This is a genomic window from Microbacterium sp. LjRoot205 (genome assembly GCF_056175745.1).
Map to the genome: position 1 here is coordinate 1 of NZ_JBGFFH010000003.1, position 20273 is coordinate 20273.

The 20273-nt window shown below is 69.8% G+C and carries 17 protein-coding genes; 8 read left to right on the forward strand and 9 right to left on the reverse strand.

The window, feature by feature from the left end:
- The 4 genes from AC04ME_RS08005 to AC04ME_RS08020 form a co-directional block, all read right to left on the reverse strand.
- A partial coding sequence (locus tag AC04ME_RS08005; protein ID WP_475434451.1) for an EI24 domain-containing protein occupies window positions 1-828 on the reverse strand: 828 nt, incomplete at its 3' end.
- Between the two features lie 34 nt (window positions 829-862).
- Entirely contained in the window at window positions 863-5437 is a 4575-nt protein-coding gene (locus AC04ME_RS08010) for an ATP-dependent helicase (protein WP_042538618.1), read from the reverse strand.
- 111 nt (window positions 5438-5548) lie between these two features.
- Window positions 5549-7255 (reverse strand): ABC-F family ATP-binding cassette domain-containing protein, encoded by a 1707-nt coding sequence (locus AC04ME_RS08015; protein WP_475434453.1) that lies wholly within the window; start codon window positions 7253-7255, stop codon window positions 5549-5551.
- Window positions 7256-7512: 257 nt separating this feature from the next.
- Window positions 7513-8169 carry an alpha/beta hydrolase gene (locus AC04ME_RS08020; RefSeq protein WP_442922281.1) on the reverse strand — a complete coding sequence of 219 codons (657 nt, stop codon included), beginning with the start codon at window positions 8167-8169 and terminating at the stop codon, window positions 7513-7515.
- Window positions 8170-8282: 113 nt separating this feature from the next.
- Between AC04ME_RS08020 and AC04ME_RS08025 the strand changes: the two genes are divergently transcribed.
- On the forward strand, window positions 8283-8882 hold the full coding sequence (locus tag AC04ME_RS08025; RefSeq protein ID WP_042538622.1) for an NUDIX hydrolase family protein: 600 nt from the start codon (window positions 8283-8285) through the stop codon (window positions 8880-8882).
- Window positions 8883-8972: 90 nt separating this feature from the next.
- Here the strand turns inward: AC04ME_RS08025 and AC04ME_RS08030 are convergent, their stop codons facing one another.
- Window positions 8973-10040 (reverse strand): threonine aldolase family protein, encoded by a 1068-nt coding sequence (locus AC04ME_RS08030; RefSeq protein WP_475434455.1) that lies wholly within the window; start codon window positions 10038-10040, stop codon window positions 8973-8975.
- An 89-nt stretch (window positions 10041-10129) separates the two neighbouring features.
- Between AC04ME_RS08030 and AC04ME_RS08035 the strand changes: the two genes are divergently transcribed.
- Window positions 10130-11653: an MFS transporter gene (locus tag AC04ME_RS08035; protein ID WP_475434457.1), complete on the forward strand. Its 1524-nt coding sequence runs from the start codon at window positions 10130-10132 to the stop codon at window positions 11651-11653.
- Between the two features lie 54 nt (window positions 11654-11707).
- On the opposite strand, the gene AC04ME_RS08040 is transcribed toward AC04ME_RS08035, so the two are convergent.
- Complete coding sequence (locus AC04ME_RS08040) at window positions 11708-12349, reverse strand: SDR family NAD(P)-dependent oxidoreductase (protein WP_475434459.1); 642 nt, start codon at window positions 12347-12349, stop codon at window positions 11708-11710.
- 105 nt (window positions 12350-12454) lie between these two features.
- Window positions 12455-13894 (reverse strand): DUF6421 family protein, encoded by a 1440-nt coding sequence (locus tag AC04ME_RS08045; RefSeq protein ID WP_475434461.1) that lies wholly within the window; start codon window positions 13892-13894, stop codon window positions 12455-12457.
- Between the two features lie 72 nt (window positions 13895-13966).
- Between AC04ME_RS08045 and AC04ME_RS08050 the strand changes: the two genes are divergently transcribed.
- The 4 genes from AC04ME_RS08050 (at window position 13967) to AC04ME_RS08065 (ending at window position 16544) form a co-directional block, all read left to right on the forward strand.
- A complete protein-coding gene (locus AC04ME_RS08050) occupies window positions 13967-14425 on the forward strand; it encodes an Lrp/AsnC family transcriptional regulator (protein WP_079113436.1) in 459 nt (152 codons plus the stop codon).
- A 114-nt stretch (window positions 14426-14539) separates the two neighbouring features.
- Entirely contained in the window at window positions 14540-14830 is a 291-nt protein-coding gene (locus AC04ME_RS08055) for a DUF4287 domain-containing protein (RefSeq protein ID WP_042538633.1), read from the forward strand.
- Between the two features lie 34 nt (window positions 14831-14864).
- Entirely contained in the window at window positions 14865-15512 is a 648-nt protein-coding gene (locus AC04ME_RS08060) for a dihydrofolate reductase family protein (protein ID WP_197065981.1), read from the forward strand.
- A 54-nt stretch (window positions 15513-15566) separates the two neighbouring features.
- Complete coding sequence (locus AC04ME_RS08065) at window positions 15567-16544, forward strand: 1,4-dihydroxy-2-naphthoate polyprenyltransferase (RefSeq protein WP_042538638.1); 978 nt, start codon at window positions 15567-15569, stop codon at window positions 16542-16544.
- A 1-nt stretch (window position 16545) separates the two neighbouring features.
- On the opposite strand, the gene AC04ME_RS08070 is transcribed toward AC04ME_RS08065, so the two are convergent.
- Together AC04ME_RS08070 and AC04ME_RS08075 are read right to left on the reverse strand one after the other, a co-directional pair.
- Window positions 16546-16848 carry a DUF4229 domain-containing protein gene (locus tag AC04ME_RS08070; protein ID WP_309691041.1) on the reverse strand — a complete coding sequence of 101 codons (303 nt, stop codon included), beginning with the start codon at window positions 16846-16848 and terminating at the stop codon, window positions 16546-16548.
- Window positions 16849-16885: 37 nt separating this feature from the next.
- Complete coding sequence (locus tag AC04ME_RS08075; protein WP_475434464.1) at window positions 16886-17779, reverse strand: hypothetical protein; 894 nt, start codon at window positions 17777-17779, stop codon at window positions 16886-16888.
- A 154-nt stretch (window positions 17780-17933) separates the two neighbouring features.
- Here AC04ME_RS08075 and AC04ME_RS08080 point away from each other — a divergent pair, with 154 nt between their 5' ends.
- Both AC04ME_RS08080 and AC04ME_RS08085 read left to right on the forward strand, forming a co-directional pair.
- Window positions 17934-18914 carry a glycosyltransferase family 2 protein gene (locus tag AC04ME_RS08080; protein ID WP_475434466.1) on the forward strand — a complete coding sequence of 327 codons (981 nt, stop codon included), beginning with the start codon at window positions 17934-17936 and terminating at the stop codon, window positions 18912-18914.
- Window positions 18911-20269, forward strand: a complete 1359-nt coding sequence (locus AC04ME_RS08085; protein ID WP_475434467.1) for a polysialyltransferase family glycosyltransferase — start codon at window positions 18911-18913, stop codon at window positions 20267-20269. Before AC04ME_RS08080 ends, AC04ME_RS08085 begins: the two co-directional genes overlap by 4 nt.
- The last annotated feature ends 4 nt before the right edge of the window (window positions 20270-20273 follow it).

Sequence of the window (20273 nt, forward strand, 5' to 3'; positions counted from 1 at the left end):
GGGCTGCGCGGGCTGCGCGCGCTGTGCCGGCTGCAGGGGCGGTGCGGGCTGTGCCGGCTGCAGGGTCGCGAGCGGAGGCGATGTCTGCTGCGCTAGGGGCGTGCGCTCGAGCATGGTGCGCGCGAGAGTCGTGGCGCCTGCGACGGCGGCGGGCATGACGGCCACCGCACCTCCGGGGATCAGGAAGCAGAGTTGCGTCGCGACGCCGAAGCCGAGCACCCGCGCGCGATTGCCGCGGAACAGCACTGCACGGTCGGCGGGGGTGAGTTCGCGGGCGTCGAAGGCTCGCTGCGTGAGCTCGCGTGCGAGCATGCGGCCCGACAGCACGACGCCTCCGACCGCTGCGAGGAAGCCGCCCACGAGAGGGACGAAGCCGAGCACCAGCACGAAGATCGCGATGAGGATGCCGAGGAGCACCAACCGCAGTCCCTCACCGACCGCCATCCAGAATCCGCCGCCGTCGGAAGGCGGCGCGTCGCCGAGGTCAGCCTCGACGGCCCGCCAGATGCGCTGGTAGAACGGGTCGCCGATGGCCAGGGCCAGGGCGCTGAACACGGCGCTGGCCAGGGCGAGCGCCGCGGCGAAGATCACGATGCCGACAGCGGCCCGGAAGATCGATCGCCACTCGGCGATCCAGCCGTCGGCGAAGGGTGTCACCGCGTCGGAGATCGGCCCGAGCGACAGCGCGAGCGGCACGAGACCGGCTAGCAGCACCAGCGCCGCGATGAGTCCTGGCACGAGTCCGAGGGCCATGAGGCCGGGGCGGCGTCGCCAGGTGCCGAAGCCGCGCAGCAGCGTGCGGATGCCGTAGACGAACTCCCCGATCATGCGTCCAGCCTAGAAGCAGCGGTCATGGCGGCGCTCAGATCACCTTGCGCAGCGTGTAGCCGCGGGGCGTGGCGACGAACCCCGCCTCCTGCAACGCGAGGGCGAGCTCGGTGCCGTAGACGCCTTCGCCGTTGACCTTCTCGACCGTGAGGGTGTCGAGGCGCCGGGCGCGCGCCGTCGCGGCGAGGTCGGATCCCGCGGCGCGCAGCACCTCGGAGTCGTCGGTGAAACACAGCACCGTGCGCCCGCCGCGTTCGAGGTAGAGCACGAGTGAACCGTCGACGAGCACCACCAGGCCGCCGGCCTTGCGCCCAGGACGATGCGACACCTCGTCGCGCTTGGGCCACCCGAGCGCTGCGCCGTAGGGATTGGCGGGGTCGGTCGCGGCGAGCGTCACGGCCTTGCGTGGGGGCGGGTCGGCGAGCCCCGCGAACGTACGCAGGCGGTCGACGGTGGCGGATGCCGCGAACTGCGCGGCACCCAGCCTCTCGATCACGTAACCGCGTCGGCAGTGCCCGGCCTCTTCGAATCCCGCGAGCACCCGGTATGTCTGGGCGAAGCCGCCCGGCACGCCCTCGGCCTGCACGGCGCCACGGGTGACCACGCCGTAGCGGTCGAGCAGCAGGCCGGCTGTGACGGTCGCCCGCCGAGCGGCATCCGTGTCGACCGAGGGGAGCAGGGACCAGCGTCCGCCGATCGATGAGGGGCGCGCCGCGGTGCGCGCGAGCGACATGCCCCGGTAGGTGCGGGTGCGCGGGGCGCGTCGCGTCACGCGGTGAGCCTGCGACCCCCCGGCCAGCAGCGACCGGATCGGGGCGAAGGTGTCGTTCGTCACACGCCCCGCCCAGGTCAGCGACCACAGCGCCTCGAGCACGGACTGCTCGTTCTCGGCGCCGGCCATCTCTTTCAGCTGGGCGGCGAAGTACGCCCCGCCTGCCTCGAGTGCGGCGAGCACCCGGGCCTCGAGCGAATCGGTGGCGATCTCGTCGTCGGGTTCGGGGAGTGTGAAGGGCGCGAGATCGACAGGGTGCAGCGAGACCCAGCCGTCACGCCCGGGCAGCGTGCCGTGACCCGACCAGATGACCTCTCCCGCGGCCGTGAGCTCGTCGAGCAGGGCGGGGGAGTAGTCCCGCACGCGAGAGGGCAGCACGAGCGACTCCCAGGCGCTCGCGGGAATGGGCACCCCGGCGAACTGCTCGATCACGGCGAGCACGCCGTCGAGTCCTTCGAGCGGACGGCCGAGGTGCTGCCAGTCGGGCAGGAAGCGCGCATACGCCTCGGGCGACACCGGTTCGACGCTGCCTCGGATCGCGGCGAGCGACCGCATCCGCAGTCGGCGCAGCACCTCGGTGTCGCACCACTCGGTCTCGTTGCCCGTTCCGGAGGCCTCGGGCAGGAAGTAGCCGCTGGTCAGTCGACCCGAGTGCTCCAGCCTCTGCAGCGTGTGTCGCGCGACCGCGGCGCCCAGGCCGAAGCGCGTAGCGATGGCATCCGTCGTGAAGGGGCCGTGCGTGCGGGCGTACCGTGCGACGAGATCGCCGAGCGGATCGGCGAGGGGTTCGAGGAACGCGACGGGGATGCCGGTGGGCAGCGCCGCGCCGAGCGCATCGCGCAGGCGGCCGGCGTCTTCGATCGCGGCGACGCGCGTGGTTCCGGCGACGGTGACCGGGATCGCGCGGCGCGCGTCGATCAGCGCGGCGAGGTGGTCGGAGGCCGAACCGGTCTCGGGGTCGAGTCGCGCGTCGATCTCGACCGCATCCATCGGACCCAGCATCCGCAGCAGGTCGGCGACGCCCTCGAGACCTCGCGCACGGCGCTCGGGATCGAGGCGCTGCGCCTCGCGCTCGAACTGCGCGATGACGTCGGGGTCGAGCAGCTCGCGGAGCTCGACCGTGCCGAGCAGCTCGCCGAGCAGCGCCGGGTCGACCGAGAGGGCGGCCGCCCGACGCTCGGCCAGCGGCGAATCGCCCTCGTACATGAATGCGCCGACGTAGCCGAAGAGCAGGTCGCGCGCGAACGGCGACGGCTGAGACGGCTGGGTCTCGACGAGTCTGATGCGTCGGTCGGCGATCGACACCGCGAGCGTGCGCAGCGACGGCAGGTCGTAGACGTCCTGCAGCACCTCGCGCAGGGTCTCCAGGATCACCGGGAATGTCGGATGCCGGCGGGCGACTTCGAGCAGCTGTGCCGAGCGCTGTCGCTGCTGCCACAGCGGGGTGCGCTTGTTCGGGTTCATCCGCGGCATCAGCAGGGCACGGGCGGCGCACTCGCGGAAGCGGGAGGCGAACAGCGCGGATCCGCCGACCTCCTGCGTGACCAGCTGCTCGAGCTCGTCGGGGTCGAACACGAAGAGCTCGGCGCCGGGAGGCTCGGCCTCGGCATCCGGAATGCGCACGATGATGCCGTCGTCGCTCGCGACCGCCGAGCCCTCGACTCCGAGGCGCTCGCGGATGCGGGCGTTGATCGCGAGAGCCCATGGAGCATGGACCTTCATGCCGTAGGGGGAGTGAAGGATGACCCGCCAGTCGCCGACCTCGTCGCGCCCGCGCTCGACCGTGAGGGTGCGGTCGGTCGGCAGGGTGCCCGTCGCCTCGCGCTGCTCGGTGAGGTGCGCCATCAGGTTCATCCTGGCCTGCTCGTCGAGACCGGCGTCGATCAGGCGCTGAGCGGCCTTTTCGGGAGTGGCCGCCGACACCTCGCGGGAGAACCTGCCGAGCGCCTCGCCGAGTTCGAACGGGCGGCCGATTCCATCGCCGTGCCAGAACGGCACCTTGCCCGGCTGGCCGTATGCGGGAATCACGTTGACGCGGTCATGCGTGATCTCGGCGATGCGCCAGCTCGTCGTGCCGAGCGTGAACACATCGCCGACGCGTGACTCGTAGACCATCTCCTCATCGAGCTCGCCGACGCGGGCACCGGTCGACTCGCCGGCGACGAAGACGCCGAAGAGTCCGCGGTCGGGGATCGTGCCGCCGCTGGTGACGGCGATGCGCTGGGCGCCGGGACGCCCGGTCAGCGTGCCGGCGTCTCGGTCCCACACCAGGCGAGGGCGCAGCTCGGCGAACTCGTCGGAGGGGTAGCGTCCGGCGAGCAGGTCGAGCGTCGCCTCGTAGGCCGACCGCGGCAGGGACTGGAACGGCGCCGAGCGACGCACGGTCTCGAACCATTCCTCGACGCTGATCTCGCCGAGGGCGCTCGCCGCGACGGTCTGCTGGGCGAGGATGTCGAGCGGGTTGCGCGGCACCTGGATCGCCTCGATCTTGCCGGCCAGCATCCGCTCGGTGACGATCGCGGTGTGCAGTACGTCTCCCCGGTGCTTGGGGAACAGCGCCGCACGGCTGATCTCGCCGACCTGGTGGCCGGCGCGACCGACTCGCTGCAGCCCGGAGGCTGCCGAGGGCGGCGCCTCGACCTGGATCACCAGGTCGACCGCACCCATGTCGATGCCGAGCTCGAGGCTGCTCGTCGCGACGACGCAGCGAAGGACGCCGGACTTCAGCTCCTCCTCGACCTGTGCCCGCTGCTCTTTCGAGACCGAGCCGTGGTGTGCCTTGGCGAGCACGGGGTCGGCGCCGGCTGTCGCACCCGCCTGCGCCATCATGGCCGCCGGCACCGATGCCTCGGGCAGGGCGACGCCGATGCGCTCGGAGTAGATCTCGTTCAGTCGCCCGGTGAGCCGTTCGGCCAGCCTTCGCGAGTTCGAGAACACGATGGTCGACTTGTTCTGCAGGATGCGGTCGACGATCGCCTCCTCCACGTGCGGCCAGACGGAGCCGGTGACCTCGGTGTATTCCGCATCGGCGGCATCGCCGGCATCCTTCGGCGCCCCGGGAGGCGGCGGCGGATTGGTCATGTCGTCCATCGGGACGATGACGCCCAGCTCGAACGTCTTCGATGCGGGCGGGGCGACGATCTCGACCGGGGCGGCGCCGCCGAGGAATCGTGCGACCTCGTCGATAGGGCGCACGGTCGCCGACAGTCCGATGCGCTGGGCCGGCTCGTCATGGCCATGAGTGCGGCGCAGCGCGTCGAGACGCTCGAGGCTCACCGCGAGGTGTGCTCCGCGTTTGGTCGCGGCGACCGCGTGCACCTCGTCGATGATCACCGTGTGCACGTCGCGCAGAGTCTCGCCGGCGCGGCTGGTGAGCATGAGGTAGAGCGACTCGGGGGTGGTGATGAGGATGTCCGGAGGATCGGAGACCAGCTTGCGGCGGTCGCTCGACGTCGTGTCGCCCGAGCGCACGCCGACGGTCACGGAGGGGGCCTCGACCCCGAGGCGCCTGGCCGACTGCCCGATGCCGATGAGCGGAGAGCGCAGGTTGCGCTCGACATCGACGCCGAGAGCCTTCAGCGGTGAGATGTAGAGGATGCGCGTGCGCGAGCCGTCTCTGGCCCTGGCGGGCTGCTCGGTACGCTCGCGGAACACGCTGTCGATCGCCCAGAGGAAGGCCGAGAGGGTCTTGCCCGACCCGGTCGGAGCCACCACGAGCGCGTGCTTGCCGGCTGAGATGGCATTCCACGCACCGGCCTGCGCAGGAGTGGGTTCGGGAAACGCACCCCTGAACCAGTCTTGCGTGGCAGGAGTGAAGCGGTCGAGCACGTCACCCATCAGTCCATCATCACCCGTGCCACCGACATCGGGGCGGCCGTTGTCCCCAGAGACGACCATGCGGTAGGCGTGATCCGAGGTGGCGCCCGCCCGCCGGCGGGCGCCACCTCGTCAGAGCGCCTCGTGCAGCGCGCCCTCGGCGTCGATCTCGAGCGTGAGCCCCAGGTCGAGACGGGCGAGGAACGCGTCGTCGTGACTCACGACCAGCACCGCCCCGCGGTAGGCCCGCAGCGCCTCGACGAGCTGGTCGACGGTGTCGATGTCGAGGTTGTTCGTGGGCTCGTCGAGCACCACGAGGTGCGGTGCGGGATCCGAGAGCAGCAGCCTGGCCAGCGCCACCCTGAAGCGTTCGCCGCCAGACAGGGCGGCGACAGGGCGCTCGGCCGTGGCTCCTCGGATGAGGAACCTGGCGAGACGGTTGCGCAGCTCCTTCTCGGGCACCTGCGACGCGGCATCCGCGATGTTCTCGAACACCGACCGGTTCTCGTCGAGCCCGTCGATCCGCTGCGGCAGGTAGCCGATGCGGTCGGTGAGCGCCGTCGCGACCAGCTGCGGCCGTTCAGCAGCCAGCAGGGGTTCCTCCCCGTGGGCGGTAGAGCCGTCATCCGGACCGATCGTCGGCCTCGGTGCTGACTCGCCGACGCCGACGCCGACGCCGACACCGACCCCGGCTCCGGCCACCAACCGCTCGAGCAGTGTCGTCTTTCCGGCGCCGTTGCGCCCGATCAGGGCGACGCGGTCGGGGCCCTGGATGATCCATGACCGTTCGCCGTCGCCGATCATGGCGATGCGCCGCGAGCGCGACACCTGCGGGTCGGGAAGCTCGATCTTCATCGACGCATCCGAGCGCAGACGGCGCCCCGCCTCATCGAGCGCGGTGCGAGCGGCATCCTCCTTCGCGCCGACCTCGGTGCGCAGCTTTCCCGCTGACACCTCCGCGGCCATCTTGCGACCGTGCGCGATGATCTTCGGCACGCGCTTCTCGATCTCCGCCTTCTTCGCCGTGCGCGACCGGTGCGCGAGCTTGACCTCGGCCTCGATGCGCTGACGCTTCTCCTTGCGGAACTCCTGCTTCGCCGTGACCTCTGCCTGCCTGGCGGCCTCCTGCTCGGCATCCAGCCAGGCTCGCCATTCGGAGTACGGGCCCCCGAACACGCTCAGCGTCTGGGCGTAGAGCTCGGCGGTGTCGTCCATCAGCTCGAGCAGCGAGAGGTCGTGGCTGACCACGATGAGCGTGCCCTTCCACGACCTGACCATGGCCGCCAGCTTCGCGCGGGCGTCCCGATCGAGATTGTTGGTCGGCTCATCGAACAGGGTGATCGGTGCACGCCGCAGACGGATGCCGGCGATCGCGACCAGCACCGCCTCACCGCCCGACAGCTCGCCGACACGTCGGTCGAGGAACTCGGGGGCGAGGCCCGCCTCGGCCAGGGACTGCTCGGCTCGTGCCTCGATGTCCCAGTCGTCGCCGACCGCGTCGAAGTGTGCCTGGTCGACATCGCCCGCACTGATCGCTCGGACGGCATCGAGGGCTTCGGCGACTCCGAGCAGCTCGGACACCCGGCGGTCGACGTCGAGCGTGAGCTGCTGCGGCAGGTACGCGACCTCGCCGGTCGTGGTGAGGGATCCGGTCGTGGGACTCAGCTCGCCCGCCATGAGGCGGAGCAGTGTCGACTTGCCGGCGCCGTTGCGGCCGACCAGCCCGGTGCGACCGGAGCCGAACGATCCCGAGACCGAGTCGAGCGCGGTGGTGCCGTCCGGCCAGGTGAAGGTGAGTCGGTCGAGGGTGACCGACGCGTGGAGGGTGGGTACTGACATGGTGTCTCCCGACGAGTGCGAGGGTGCACTGACACCGGTCGCCCGAGGGCCCCGTCTGAGCGGGGCGCTGTCGGAGGACAGCGGGCGTGGTCTGCCGTGGAGTCGGCGATCGTCGGGTCAGCGCGCGGAAAGGTGAGCGCGGAGGCGACGGATCAGATCAAAGGACTTCCAGACACGGCGGACAGGACTCCACGACGATACCCGGGCGTGTCGGACTTTCGCAACCCCGGGCGTGTCGCACTTGCGGACAGGCTCGATCAGGCCTTGGCGGCCCGCTCCAGCCATTTCGTGAGGAAGACGTGCACGTCGCGGAGCTCTTCCTCCGAGATGCTGTGCGTGAGTCCGGTGTAGACCCGCCCTGACAGCTCGGAGTGCGAGGGCAGCCACTCTGCGGTGTGGGCGACCAGCGCCTCGGGGATCACCTGATCGTTCGTGCCTCGGCCCCAGAAGACGTGCGGTCGCGACTCGGTCAGCGCTTCGTCACCCGGAAGCTCGCCGGCCGCGGCGTAGCCGCTGAGCGCCACCACGGTGTCGATGCTCTGCGGGGCGAGGCGCATGGCCTGGAGCGCGACGGCGGCGCCCTGCGAGAAGCCGAGGAGAGCCACCGCAGGAGTATCCTCCCGAGCATCGTCGAGCCAGCGCAGGAATGCCTCTGCCGCCAGCGTCACCGACGCGGCGCTGCGGCCGTCGAGGCCCTCGATGGCATACCAGGAGCGCCCCGGCATCGGCCACGGGGGTGCGAGCGGGGCGGCGACGGATGCCACGGCGATGCCCTCGGGCAGATACGGCACCAAGCCGAACAGGTCGTGCTCGTCGGCGCCGTATCCGTGCAGCAGCACCAGCAGCGGCATCCCCGCGCGGTCTTCGGTCGACCAGCGCGTGAGGAGCCCGTCGATCATCAGTTCTTCGCTCACCCGTCCATCCTGCCAGCGCCTTCCGACACGCGCAGGCGCTGATCGTCGGATCGTATGCCGGTCGTGGCCGCAAGTCGGTGTTCGGGCGAGGATGCGGCTGGTAGAAAGGAGACATGTCCGTCCGCACACCTGATCCCGATCCCGAGCCCGACGACGGCCTCGAGGGTTTCGGCTCCGCACAGCCCTCGCGCGACTCCAATCCGGGGTGGTTGAGCGAATACGAGCTCGCAGAGGCGAGACGCCACCTGCCGATGCTCTACGTCGAGGCGATCCCGGTGCGCACCGACGGTTCGGGCCAGGTGACCGAGATCGGCATCCTGCTGCGGTCGACCCCCATGGGTGAGATGACGCGCACGATCGTCTCGGGTCGAGTCCGGTTCGGCGAGACGATCCGCGATGCGCTGTTCCGCCACGTCGAGAACGACCTGGGCCCGATGGCGTTCCCGCTGCTCCCGCCCCAGCCACTGCCGTTCACGGTCGCCGAGTACTTCCCGATCCCGGGGGTCAGCGCCTACCACGATGACCGTCAGCACGCCGTCTCGCTCGCGTTCGTGGTGCCGGTCACCGGCACGTGCGAGCCGCGACAGGACGCGCTCGAGGTCACGTGGTTCTCGCCGGAGGCGGCGGCGTCGGACACGGTCGCCGCCGAGATGGAGGGTGGGCGCGGCACGCTCATCCGTCTGGCGCTCGCCAATCTCGGTCTGCTCCGCTAGCGGCGCAGTCACCGCATACGCGAGAGACCCACCGTCACGACTTCTGATGGTGGGTCTCTCTCGTCGGTCACGGGCGCCGCGACCGAATTCTCAGCGCGTGGTGAGGCGCGCGAGCTCTGCGACGAACTCGTCGACGTCCGACTCCTCGGTGTCGAACCCGCACATCCAGCGGACCTCGTTGCGCGCGGCATCCCAGTCGTAGAAGCGGAACTTCTCGCGCAGCCCGTCGGCGATGCCGTCGGGAAGGGTCGCGAAGACGCCGTTCGACTGGGTCGGCTGCGTGAACGACACTCCGGTGATCTCGCCGGCGGCGATGCCGGCCTCGATCGCGCCGCGCAGGCGCTGGGCCATGGCGTTCGCGTGCTGGGCGTTGCGCAGCCACAGGTCGCCCTCGAGCAGCGCGATGAGCTGCGCCGAGACGAACCGCATCTTCGACGAGAGCTGCATGTTGAACTTGCGGGAGTACTGCAGACCCGTCGACGCCTCGGGGTTCAGCACCACGATGGCCTCGCCGAGCATGGCTCCGTTCTTCGTGCCGCCGAAGCTGAGCACGTCGACACCGGCGTCGCGGGTGAAGGCGTGCAACGGCACGTCGAGGGCCGCGGCCGCGTTCGAGATGCGTGCGCCGTCGAGGTGCAGCATCATGCCGCGTTCGTGCGCGTGGTCGGCGAGCGCGCGGATCTCGTCGACGGAATACAGGGTGCCGAGCTCGGTCGACTGGGTGATCGAGACCACGAGCGGCTGCGCGCGGTGCTCGTCGCCCCAGCCCCAGGCCTCGCGGTCGACGAGCTCGGGCGTGAGCTTGCCGTCGTCCGTCGGCACGGCGAGGATCTTGAACCCGCCGATCCGCTCGGGGGCGCCGCCTTCGTCGACGTTGATGTGGGCGCTGGACGCCGCGATGACGGCACCCCAGCGCGGCAGCATCGACTGCAGGCCGGTGACGTTCGCGCCGGTGCCGTTGAACACCGGGAAGGCCTCGACGCCCTCTCCGAAGTGTGAGCGGAACACCTCCTGCAGACGCGCCGTGTAGGCGTCCTCGCCGTATGCGACCTGGTGGCCGCCGTTCGCCGCTGCGATGGCCGCGAGGACCTCGGGGTGGACGCCGGAATAGTTGTCGCTGGCGAAGCCCCGGACGGCGGGGTCATGCTGAATACTCACCGCACAAGCCTATTGCCGGATGCCGGCCGCAGACGCCGCGCTGCGGAACCGCTCTACCGAATGTCCGAGGCCCCGCCTACCCTCTAATCATGGAGCGCACCGCAGCGAAGACGGCCTTCGCGAACGTCCTCGTCAACACGCTCATCGCGAACGTGACGACGAGCTTCCTGTGGTTCGCGCTGACGTTCTGGGTGTACATCGAGACGCAGTCGGTGCTCGCGACCGGCATCATCGGCGGCGCCTACATGCTGTTCGTCGCCTTCTTCGCGATGATCTTCGGCACGATCGTCGATCGCAACCGCAAGCACACGGTGATGCTGCTCTCGAGCGTCATCTCGGCGGTCGCGTTCCTGATCGCGGGGGTGCTCTATGTCTGGCAGCCCGAATCGGCGCTGCTCGACCTCGGCGGCCCCTGGTTCTGGCTGTTCTCGGCGATCATCCTGTTCGGCGGGGTCATCGAGCAGCTGCGCAACATCGCGCTCTCGACCACGGTCACGCTGCTGGTGCCCGAAGATCGGCGGGCCAACGCCAACGGCCTGGTCGGCACGGTGCAGGGGCTGGCATTCCTCGTGACGAGCGTGTTCTCGGGGCTCTCGATCGGCTTCCTCGGCATGGGGTGGACCCTGGCGATCGCGATCGGCGCGATGGTGCTGACGTTCGTGCACCTGCTCTTCATCCGCATCCCCGAGGGGGCACCGCACCCCGACCCCGACGCCAAGAGCGCACTCGACTTCCGCGGCAGCGTGGCGGCCATCAGGCTGGCGCCCGGGCTGTTCGCGCTGATCATCTTCTCGACCTTCAACAACCTCATCGGCGGCGTGTACATGGCGCTGATGGACCCCTACGGTCTCACTCTCTTCGACGCCCAGATGTGGGGGTTCGCTCTCGCGTTCGCGTCGACCGGATTCCTGATCGGCGGCGGACTCGTGGCGAAGTTCGGCCTCGGCGCGAAGCCGATGCGCACGCTGCTGCTGGTCGTGATCGCGATGGGCATCCTCGGCTCGGTGTTCATGCTGCGCGAGTGGTGGCCGCTCTATGTGATCGGCATGTGGATCTACATGGCTCTCGTGCCTCCCGTCGAGGCGGCAGAGCAGACGATCATCCAGAAGGTGGTCCGCTACGACCGGCAGGGGCGTGTGTTCGGCGTCGCCGCCGCGATGGAGGCCGCAGCCGCTCCCATCACGGCGTTCCTGATCGCGCCGATCGCCGAGTTCCTGATCATCCCGTACATGAAGACCTCCGAGGGGCAGCAGCAGTGGGAGTGGCTGCTCGGCACGGGGGATGCTCGGGGCATAGCGCTGATCTGCCTGTTCGCGGGCATCATCATGGTGGTGGCTGCCACACTCGCGTTCTTCACGAAGTCGTATCGCAAGCTCACCGAGCTCTATGCGAACGCCCCGGAGCAGGATCTGAACGGCGAGGATGCTGTGGAGGACGGCGATCGAGATGCGTCCGCGGCCGAGGTCAGCGGGACGGACGACAGCGCGACGGTCGAGCGGGCGACGATCGACCGGGTGACGAGCGACCGAGTGACGAGCGACGGCACGCGCTTCGCGGATGCGCCGCCGCCGCTGCGCGGACTGCCGCCCRACGTTCCCGAGTCGCGGCGATAGCCGAGGTCGGTCCGACCGGGGCGGACTCGCGTGCGGCGACGCGGGGTGACCGGGTCAGTCGAGCGTGACGATCTGGTCGTTGAGATCGGCGGCGTCGCCGTCCCACAGCGCAAACACCCGCGGTGCGAGCGACTCAGGGTCGAGCGCCTTCGCCCGGAACACCACGGATGCCGCGCGCAGCGGCTCCCCGGCATCCCTGGCCGCCTTGGCGAACCCCTGAGCCACGGCGCGTGTCCACGCCTCGCTCGCCGCCTTGACGGCCGCGTAGTTCGCACCGCCCGCCAGAGGGCGCCCCACGGCGGTGGACGAGACGATCGCGAAACGTCCGGCATCCGACGCACGCAGTGCACCGTCGAACGCCCGGCTGGTCGCACGCACCGCATCGAGCGCCGGCAGGAGGGCGCGGAAGTCGTCATCGGACTGCCCGGCGAGCCCGCCGCCGCCGCGCCAGCCGCCGACCAGCGGGATCACCGCGTCAACCGTGTCGAGCCGTGAGGCCAGCTCCGTCATCGCCTCGAGTGAGGTCGCGTCAGCCACCTCGACCTGGGCTCCGATCGACCGCAGCGACTGCAGCCGCTCGGCGGAGCGACCGGTGGCGATCACCTGCGCCCCGGCGTCGACGAGTGCCCGAGCGAGCGCGAGTCCCGAAGGGCTGGTGGCTCCGGCGAGGAGGACGGTTCTGTCGGTGACGCTCATGTGCTCAACTCTCTCGAAGGAACAGTGCTGCGGCCACCCCGGGCAGGAATGGCCGCAGACGCTGCGTCCGATCGCCCCCGCGACCGGACCCCAGAAATGCGCGAGTCAGTCGTCGGTGCCCCGGATGCCGACGGTCGACTCGATGACCGGCTTCATCTTCTTGTCGAGGGCTTCGAAGAACATGGAGAGGGGGAACTCGTCGTCCAGCACCGCGTGGGTGAAACCCTTCGGGGCGCCGGCGAGGATCTCGTCCGGAAGGCCGCGGGCCCAACGCGAGGCGGGGTTCGGGGTGAGCACGGAACGGACGAGATCGTAGGCGGCCAGCCAGTGAGCCGTCTTCGGGCGATCGATCGAGCGCCAGTAGAGCTCGTCGATCGCATCGCCGAGGGCGACGACCGCATCGGGCACGGCAGCCCAGTCGAACGCGAGGGCGGTGTCGGTCCAGTGCAGCACGCCACGCTGGTGCAGCCAGGCGAACAGCAGCTGTCCACCGAGACCGTCGTAGTTGCGCACACGCGATCCCGTGATCGCGAAGCGGAAGATCCGGTCGAAGATCACGGCGTACTGCACGAGGTCCGCGTGGTCGAGCATCTCGTGCTCGGAGTCGGAGAGGCTCTCGCCGGCCTCGGCACGCGCACGCAGGGACCGCTCGATGTTCACCGACTCGCGGAACGCGGTCAGGTCGCACCGCAGCTCTTCGAGCGAGTAGAGGAAGAACGGCATCCGCTGCTTGATCATGAACGGGTCGAACGGCAGGTCGCCGCGCATGTGGGTGCGGTCGTGGATGATGTCCCACATCACGAACGCACGCTCGGTCAGCGCCTGGTCGTCGAGCATCGCGGCGGCACGCTCGGGAAGCTCGAGCTTGGTGATCTCGGCGGCCGCGCGGGTGACCCGACGGTAGCGGGCGGCCTCACGGTCCTGGAAGATCGCGCCCCACGTGAACGAGGGGATCTCGCGCATCGCGACGGTCTCGGGGAACAGCACGGCCGAGTTCGTGTCGTACCCGGGCGTGAAGTCGACGAGCCGCAGCGAGACGAACAGCTTGTTGCCGTAGTCGCCGGCCTCGAGGGCCGCGATGAACTCGGGCCAGATGGTCTCGACGATGAGCGCCTCGACGAGGCGATCGCTCGAGCCGTTCTGTGTGTACATCGGGAAGACGACCAGATGACGGATGCCGTCGACCCGGTGCTGCTGAGGCTGGAAGGCCATGAGCGAATCCAAGAAGTCCGGCACGCCGAATCCTTCGGAGACCCAGCGGTCGAAATCGACGATCGACGCGGCGAGGTACTCGGCGTCGTGCGGGAAGGCCGGGGCGAGGGCGCGGATGCCGGCGGTGACCGCCCCGACGAGATCGCGGGCTGCGGCGTGGTGCGCAGCATCCGGGATCGAGCCGTCCTTGATCTGCATCTCGCGGATCGCGATCGCCGCGTCCTTGAGCTGCGCCCACGCTGCGGAGGATTCCGCGGTCGATGCGTCTTCGACGACCTCGGGTTCGCCGACGATGGCCTGTGCAGCGGAGCTGTTGGCGGAAATGATGGACATCGGGACCTCCGATCGGAGACTTTCACGGAAAGATTCCGGCATATACGGAATCCTGACGATAATATTACATCCATGGATGACTCCGTCGACCGCGCGATCCTGGCCGAGATCTCACGAGACGGGCGTGCGACGCTGTCTCAGCTCTCCGACGCCGTCGGGCTCTCCGTCTCGGCCGTCCAGTCGCGACTCCGTCGCCTGGAGACCAGAGGCGTCATCACCGGCTACCGCGCGATCCTCGACCCCGAGCTGGTCGGCACCCCTCTCTCGGCGTTCATCGAGATCACCCCTCTCGACCCGGCCCAGCCCGACAACGCCCCCGAGCTTCTCGAGCACCTCGACGCGATCGAGGCGTGCCATTCGATCGCCGGCGACGCCAGCTACATGCTGTTCGTGCGGGTCGCATCGCCGCGTGCGCTGGAAGAGCTCGTGCGCGACATCCGCCTCGCGGCGAACGTCAGCACACGCACGACGGTCGTGCTGCAGACCTACTACGAGCACCGGCCGATCATCTCGGTCGCCCCCGACGCCTGATCCCGGTTTCGAACACCTGATCGCACTCTGGAAGAACGGCGTCGCACCGGCCATACTGTGACAGATCTCTCGTCGCAGAGGATCCCACGCCAGCGCTGACTCCCAGGAGCATCCATGTCCTTCCAGGCATACCTCGACAAGGTCGAGACCCAGACCGGCCTCACGCCTCGCCAGTTCATCGCACTCGCCAAGGAGCAGGGGTTCGACGAGTCGACCAAGTCGACCGTGGTCCTCAACTGGCTCAAGCAGGACTACGGCCTCGGCCACGGCCATGCGCAGGCGATGGTGCACGTGATCCTCAAAGGCCCGAAGATCAGCGACAAGCACGTCGGCAAGGGCGGAGCGCACGGTGACGCGTCCGACACCCTCTGGCTCGACGGCAAAGACAGCAACCCGAACCCCTGACCTGCGTCGCCCGGCACACGACAGAAGAGAGAGAATCATGGCCGTCCGCGTCGATCTCAACGTCTCCCTCGACGGATTCGCGACCACCACCGACCAGACACCGGAGAACCCCTTCGGCGACGACTGGCCGCGTCTGGTCGCTGCCTACGCCGCGACGCGGACGTTCCGCAGCCGCGTGCTCGGTGACGACTCAGGAGCAGGCACGACCGGAGTCGACGAGAAGTACGCCCACGCCTACTTCGAGGGGATCGGCGCCGAGATCATGGGCGCCGGGATGTTCGGCCTGCACCAGTTCCCGGACGATCCGCAGTGGCGCGGCTGGTGGGGCGATGAACCGCCGTTCGAGGTGCCGGTCTTCGTTCTCACCCATACTGCGCGCGACTCGATCGAGTTCGCGAACGGCACCGTCTTCCACTTCGTCGACGGGAGCCCGGAAGAGGTGCTGCCGCGTGCTCTGGACGCCGCGAACGGGGGCGATGTGCGCATCGGCGGCGGTATCGACGTGGTGCGGCAGTTCCTCGGGGCGGGACTGGTCGATCGGGTGCACCTTGCCGTGAACCCGCTCGTGCTCGGCCGAGGCGAGCGCATCTGGGACGGTCTGCGCGGGATCGAGAACGGCTACGACGTCGAGTCCGAGGTCGCCGAGTCGGGAGTCACGCATCTGACCTTCCGCCGGGGCTGAGCCCGCGGCATCGTCCGCGCGTCGTCCATCGGCGGCCCCAGTAGGATTCCCTGCGTGGCAGCATCCTCGAAGCGCAAGAAGAACCAGACCCGTGTGAGCGGCAATCCCGCGAAGCGGGCGAGCGGCAACCCCGCGAGCCAGGCCGTCATCGACGCCGGGCCCGTGACGTTGGGCGACTGGATCGGCGCCGCCCGTCTGCGCACGCTGCCGCTCGCCGTCGCCCCGGTCGTCATCGGCACAGGCGCCGCACGCAGCACCGGTCCGGAGTTCCACTGGGTGATCGCCCTGGCGTGCCTCGCGGTCGCCGTGCTGCTGCAGATCGGCGTCAACTTCGCGAACGACTACAGCGACGGCATCCGCGGCACGGACGCCGTGCGTGTGGGGCCGGCTCGACTGACGGCATCCGGTCGGGTGAAGCCGCGCACCGTGCTCGTCGCGGCTCTCGTGTTCTTCGCGCTCGCCGCGGCGGTCGGCGTCGCGATCGTCATCCGCACCGAGCAGTGGTGGATGCTGGCGATCGGTGCGGCCTGCATCATCGCCGCCTGGTTCTACACCGGCGGCAAGCGACCCTATGGATACAACGCGCTCGGCGAGGTGTTCGTCTTCATCTTCTTCGGACTCGTCGCGACCCTCGGCACCACGTGGGTGCAGGTCTTCGAGCTGCCGCAGCAGGCGTGGCTCGGAGCGATCGCCGCCGGTCTCTTCGCCTGTGCTGTGCTGCTCGCCAACAACCTGCGCGACATCGACCAGGATCGCGTGGTCGGCAAGCGCACCCTGACGGTGCTGATCGGCAAGCGGGCGACCCAGGTGCTGTTCACTCTGTTCGTGATCGTGCCCTTCGGCATCCTCGTGCTGATCGCGCTGCTGTACCCGATCGCGTGGATCGGTCTGCTCGCGCTGCTCGCCGGACTCCCGGCCATCCTCATCGTCTGGACCTACCGCCAGGCGAAGGAGCTGGTCACGGCACTGGCCCTGACATCGCTGACCGCACTCCTCTACGCCGGCGCGTTCTTCTGGGCGCTCGCCGGCTGAGTCAGTCCTCGCGACGAGTGGTGGCGCCGGCCTCGCCGGCGATCGCCTCGTCCTCGGCATCCGCATCGTCCTGCGCGGCGGAGCTGCGGCCTCCGCGACGCTCGACGATCCGCGCTGAGGCATCGGTGAGCGGTCGGCGCAGGAACAGCATCGAGATGCTCATGCCGATGAGGGCGGCGAAGATCGCGGCGAGCCACCAGTACTCGCGGAAGATCGGGAAGAAGAACCACATGATCGCCAGCGGCACGAGGAAGGCCAGCAGACGCAGCACGGTGTAGACGAGGAAAGGTGCACGGTTCTTCACCCGCACAGTCTACGTTCGCGAGCTGAGGGGTCTGCTGTCAGCCGTCGAGGCCGAGCGACTGGAAGGGGATGCCGCGTACGACGCGCTTCCACGGGTGCTCGCCGAGCGACCACAGCAGCTTCGCGTCGAGGTCGAGAGCGAGATCCTCGCAGCCGACGGGCAGCGGCACCCGATCGCGCACCAGGGCGTCCCGGCTGCCGGTCCACAGCGCGCCGGGGCGCATGCCGTTGGACTGCGAGACGAAGTGCCGGTCGCCCCAGCGTGCCGCTCCCTGCATCTGCGTGATGCCGGGGGTGAAGCGGCTCTCTTCGCGGAAGTCGTCGTCATCGGCGTCGGGCACCGTGAACTCCGCGATCCGCCCCGCGTCGTCTTTCGTGTACTCGCCGATGAGCACTCGCCGCAGGGGCGTGCCGTCGTCGTCGAACACGCGACCCAGGTATGAGCACCGCAGCTCGATCGGGTGCACGCGGGTGCGCACCGCGACGAGTGCGGAGGCGCGCAGGCCTCGACCGCTCGCACCGGCGATGCGTCGCGCCTCGGCACCCCGCACCCGGCGGATGTCGGCGAGGTCGAACTCCCAGATGCCGCGACCGGTCGCCGCGACGAACAGCCGATCGTCGAACCACGCGAGGCCGCCGGCATGGATCGGGGCGGGCTGCAGCTCTCCGCCCTCGTCGATGGCGAGCAGCACGTCGAGATGGCGAGAGCGCTCGAGGTCGACGAACGCGACGCGGGACGCCAGGTGGTGACCGTCGAGCCGCTGACGGAACCAGCTGACGGCGAGTGTGCGGCGCCCGTGCCACAGGCCGAGATCGATGCCCTGCGGATACCAGCGGCGGGTCCAGGTGCGGGCGCTCAGCCACCGCAGGTCGACCGTGGCGCGGCGCTTCTGGCGCACCGGGCGCCAGGTGGTTCCGAACGGCCAGAGCATGCACCCATCGTCGCCGATCGTCGGGCCAGGTGCGAATCCGGCAGAGGGCACCGGTGGGTCGGCCGATATCGCGTCACCGTGCGTTCACCCGCCGGCCCCCGACCGGCAAGGAGCGCCTGCGAGCATTCCGAGACCGTCGACCCGGGGGAGTTCTGTGCGCACACCGCTCGTCACCGTCATCCTGCCCGCGAAAGACGCAGGCGCCTACATCGGCACGACGCTCGAGACGCTGACACGGCAGTTCGACGACCCTGCCTCGCTCAAGCTCGTGGCGATCGATGACGGCTCGCGCGACGACACCGGCACGCTCATGAGGCGATACGCCGAGCGGTTCCCGCACGCCGAGGTCATCGTCAACCCTCGGCCGAAGGGGCTCGCGAGTGCCCGCAACCAGGGGCTCGAGCATGTCGAGGGCGACGCCTTCTGCTTCCTCGACGGAGACGACTGGATGCAGCCCCAGCGACTCTCGGTGCTGGCCCGGCGGCTGAACGAGCTGGGCTGCGACTTCCTCCGCACCGACCACGTCACGGTGAAGACCGGCGTGCGCACCCTCGTGCCGGCGCCGTACCCGTGGCGGGAGACCGTCGGTTCGCCCCGTGAGGCGATCCTGCCCGACGACGAGCCGACCATGGTCGACTACCCGTTCGCCTGGGCCGGGATCATGCACCGACGCCTGATCGACCAGGGGCTCGCGGGTTTCACACCGGGCCTCTTCACCGCCGAGGATCGACCGTGGATCTGGCGGCTGCACCTGCAGGCCCGCTCGTTCGCGGTGGTCGACGCCCCGGCCCTGCTCTACCGCCGCGGGGTGTCGACATCGCTCACACAGGTGCGCGACCGGCGACAGCTCGACTTCGCGCGCGCGATGGGCGAGGTGCTCGACATCGTCGAGGCGGATGCCGAGTCTGACCGGTTCCTGCCGAAGGCGGTGTGGAGCGTGATGGCGCTCTCGTCGCGCCACCTCGTGCGGTCGAGGAGGATGACCCCGTCGCTGCGCGGCGAGATGCGTGCCGGCCTGCGCGGATTGCTCGGCCGTCTGCCTGAGCGAGAGGCATCGGCGGTGCTGTCGCGTCTCGACGGACCCCGGCGCCGCGTGCTGGCGCCGCTGCTGCGCACGGTCGGGATCGCCGCATGACGCAGCTCTTCGCGGTGCACAGCGCCTACGGGCTGGCCACCGCAGCCGCAGCGCTCGACGGCGGACTGCTCGGCGACCACGGTGAGCGCATCCTCGTTCCGTTCGTGTCGTCGCGAGTGCCCGAGACATCGGTGAGCATCGCCGCCGACCCTGCGCTGGCGAGCCTCCGCGACAGGTTCGACCGCATCGAAGATCTCGACGCGATGCTCGGCCCCCTGCATCCGAGCTCGTGGAAGCCCCATGCTTCGGACCTGCCGCTGCTGCGCCGCCTGCTGCTCCGGGCGTGGAACATCGACCCCGGCGACCTCGAACTGCTCGTGCAGAGCCCGCAGATCGCCCCGGCGCGCACCCTGATGCTGCTCTTCCCGCACGCGCGACTCACGATCATCGGCGACGGGCTGATGACGTACTCGCCGATGCGGGTGCGGATGCCGCACACGGTGACTGCTCGGATCGGTCGCGTCGTGCACGCCGACGTGGTGCCGGGACTGACACCGCTGGTGGGTGCACCCACCGCGACGCCGGTGCCGGTCTCACCCGACCTGTTCCGCGCGGTGCTCGGCGAGACCGCCGCGGTGGTCGACGACACAGCAGAGCTCGACAGCGCTCTCGATGGGGAGTCGACCGTGCTCGTGCTCGGCCAGTACCTGTCGGCTCTCGGCCTGGTCAGCGAGGGCGAGGAGATCGCGCTGCAGAAGGAGATGATCGACCGCGCGGCGAGCCGGCGACCACAGCACATCGTCTTCAAACCGCACCCCGCCGCCCCGCCTCGACTGAGCGACGCTTTGCGCGACCGGGCACGGGTGCACGGCATCGACTTCCGCGAGTACCGCGGCGCGCTCGCCGCAGAGATGCTGGCCGAACGCATCGACGCGACAGCCGTCATCGCCGGGTTCTCGACCGCGCTGCCGACCGTGCAGGCGCTGTTCGGCCGCGAGATCGATGCGGTCGGGGCAGACACCGTGCTGGCGCGGCTGACTCCGTATGAGAACAGCAACCGAGTGCCGGCGACGATCGTCGATGCGCTCACCCGCGCAGACTCCCCGTATCGCGACTCTGAGCGCATGCAGCTGCTGATCGACGCGGTCGGCTATGCCATGCAGCCCGTCGTCGCCGGGCACCTCCGCGGTCGGGCCGAGCAGCTGCTCACCGGCATCCGTCCCTCTGATCGAGATCGGTACTTCGCCCCCGAGAGGCTGGCCGAGCTGCGCCTCCCGGGAGCCCCGCGCGAGACGGCCGTGCGTCGAGCGCTGCGCCCGGTCGGCGGCATCGGCCGGGTCGAGCAGGCGAGGCTCACAGTGCTCGCAGCGCGGCGCAGACTCGCGCGCGCGTGGCGGGTGCTCAGAGGGCGATGAGCAG

Coding starts and splice junctions, on each gene's coding strand:
- AC04ME_RS08010 (WP_042538618.1), bottom strand. CDS start 5,437: ATGGGTGACGTGCTCGACCGCTTCACTCCTGCCACGCAAGACTGGTTC.
- AC04ME_RS08015 (WP_475434453.1), bottom strand. CDS start 7,255: ATGTCAGTACCCACCCTCCACGCGTCGGTCACCCTCGACCGACTCACC.
- AC04ME_RS08025 (WP_042538622.1), top strand. CDS start 8,283: ATGTCCGTCCGCACACCTGATCCCGATCCCGAGCCCGACGACGGCCTC.
- AC04ME_RS08040 (WP_475434459.1), bottom strand. CDS start 12,349: ATGAGCGTCACCGACAGAACCGTCCTCCTCGCCGGAGCCACCAGCCCT.
- AC04ME_RS08045 (WP_475434461.1), bottom strand. CDS start 13,894: ATGTCCATCATTTCCGCCAACAGCTCCGCTGCACAGGCCATCGTCGGC.
- AC04ME_RS08050 (WP_079113436.1), top strand. CDS start 13,967: ATGGATGACTCCGTCGACCGCGCGATCCTGGCCGAGATCTCACGAGAC.
- AC04ME_RS08055 (WP_042538633.1), top strand. CDS start 14,540: ATGTCCTTCCAGGCATACCTCGACAAGGTCGAGACCCAGACCGGCCTC.
- AC04ME_RS08075 (WP_475434464.1), bottom strand. CDS start 17,779: ATGCTCTGGCCGTTCGGAACCACCTGGCGCCCGGTGCGCCAGAAGCGC.
- AC04ME_RS08085 (WP_475434467.1), top strand. CDS start 18,911: ATGACGCAGCTCTTCGCGGTGCACAGCGCCTACGGGCTGGCCACCGCA.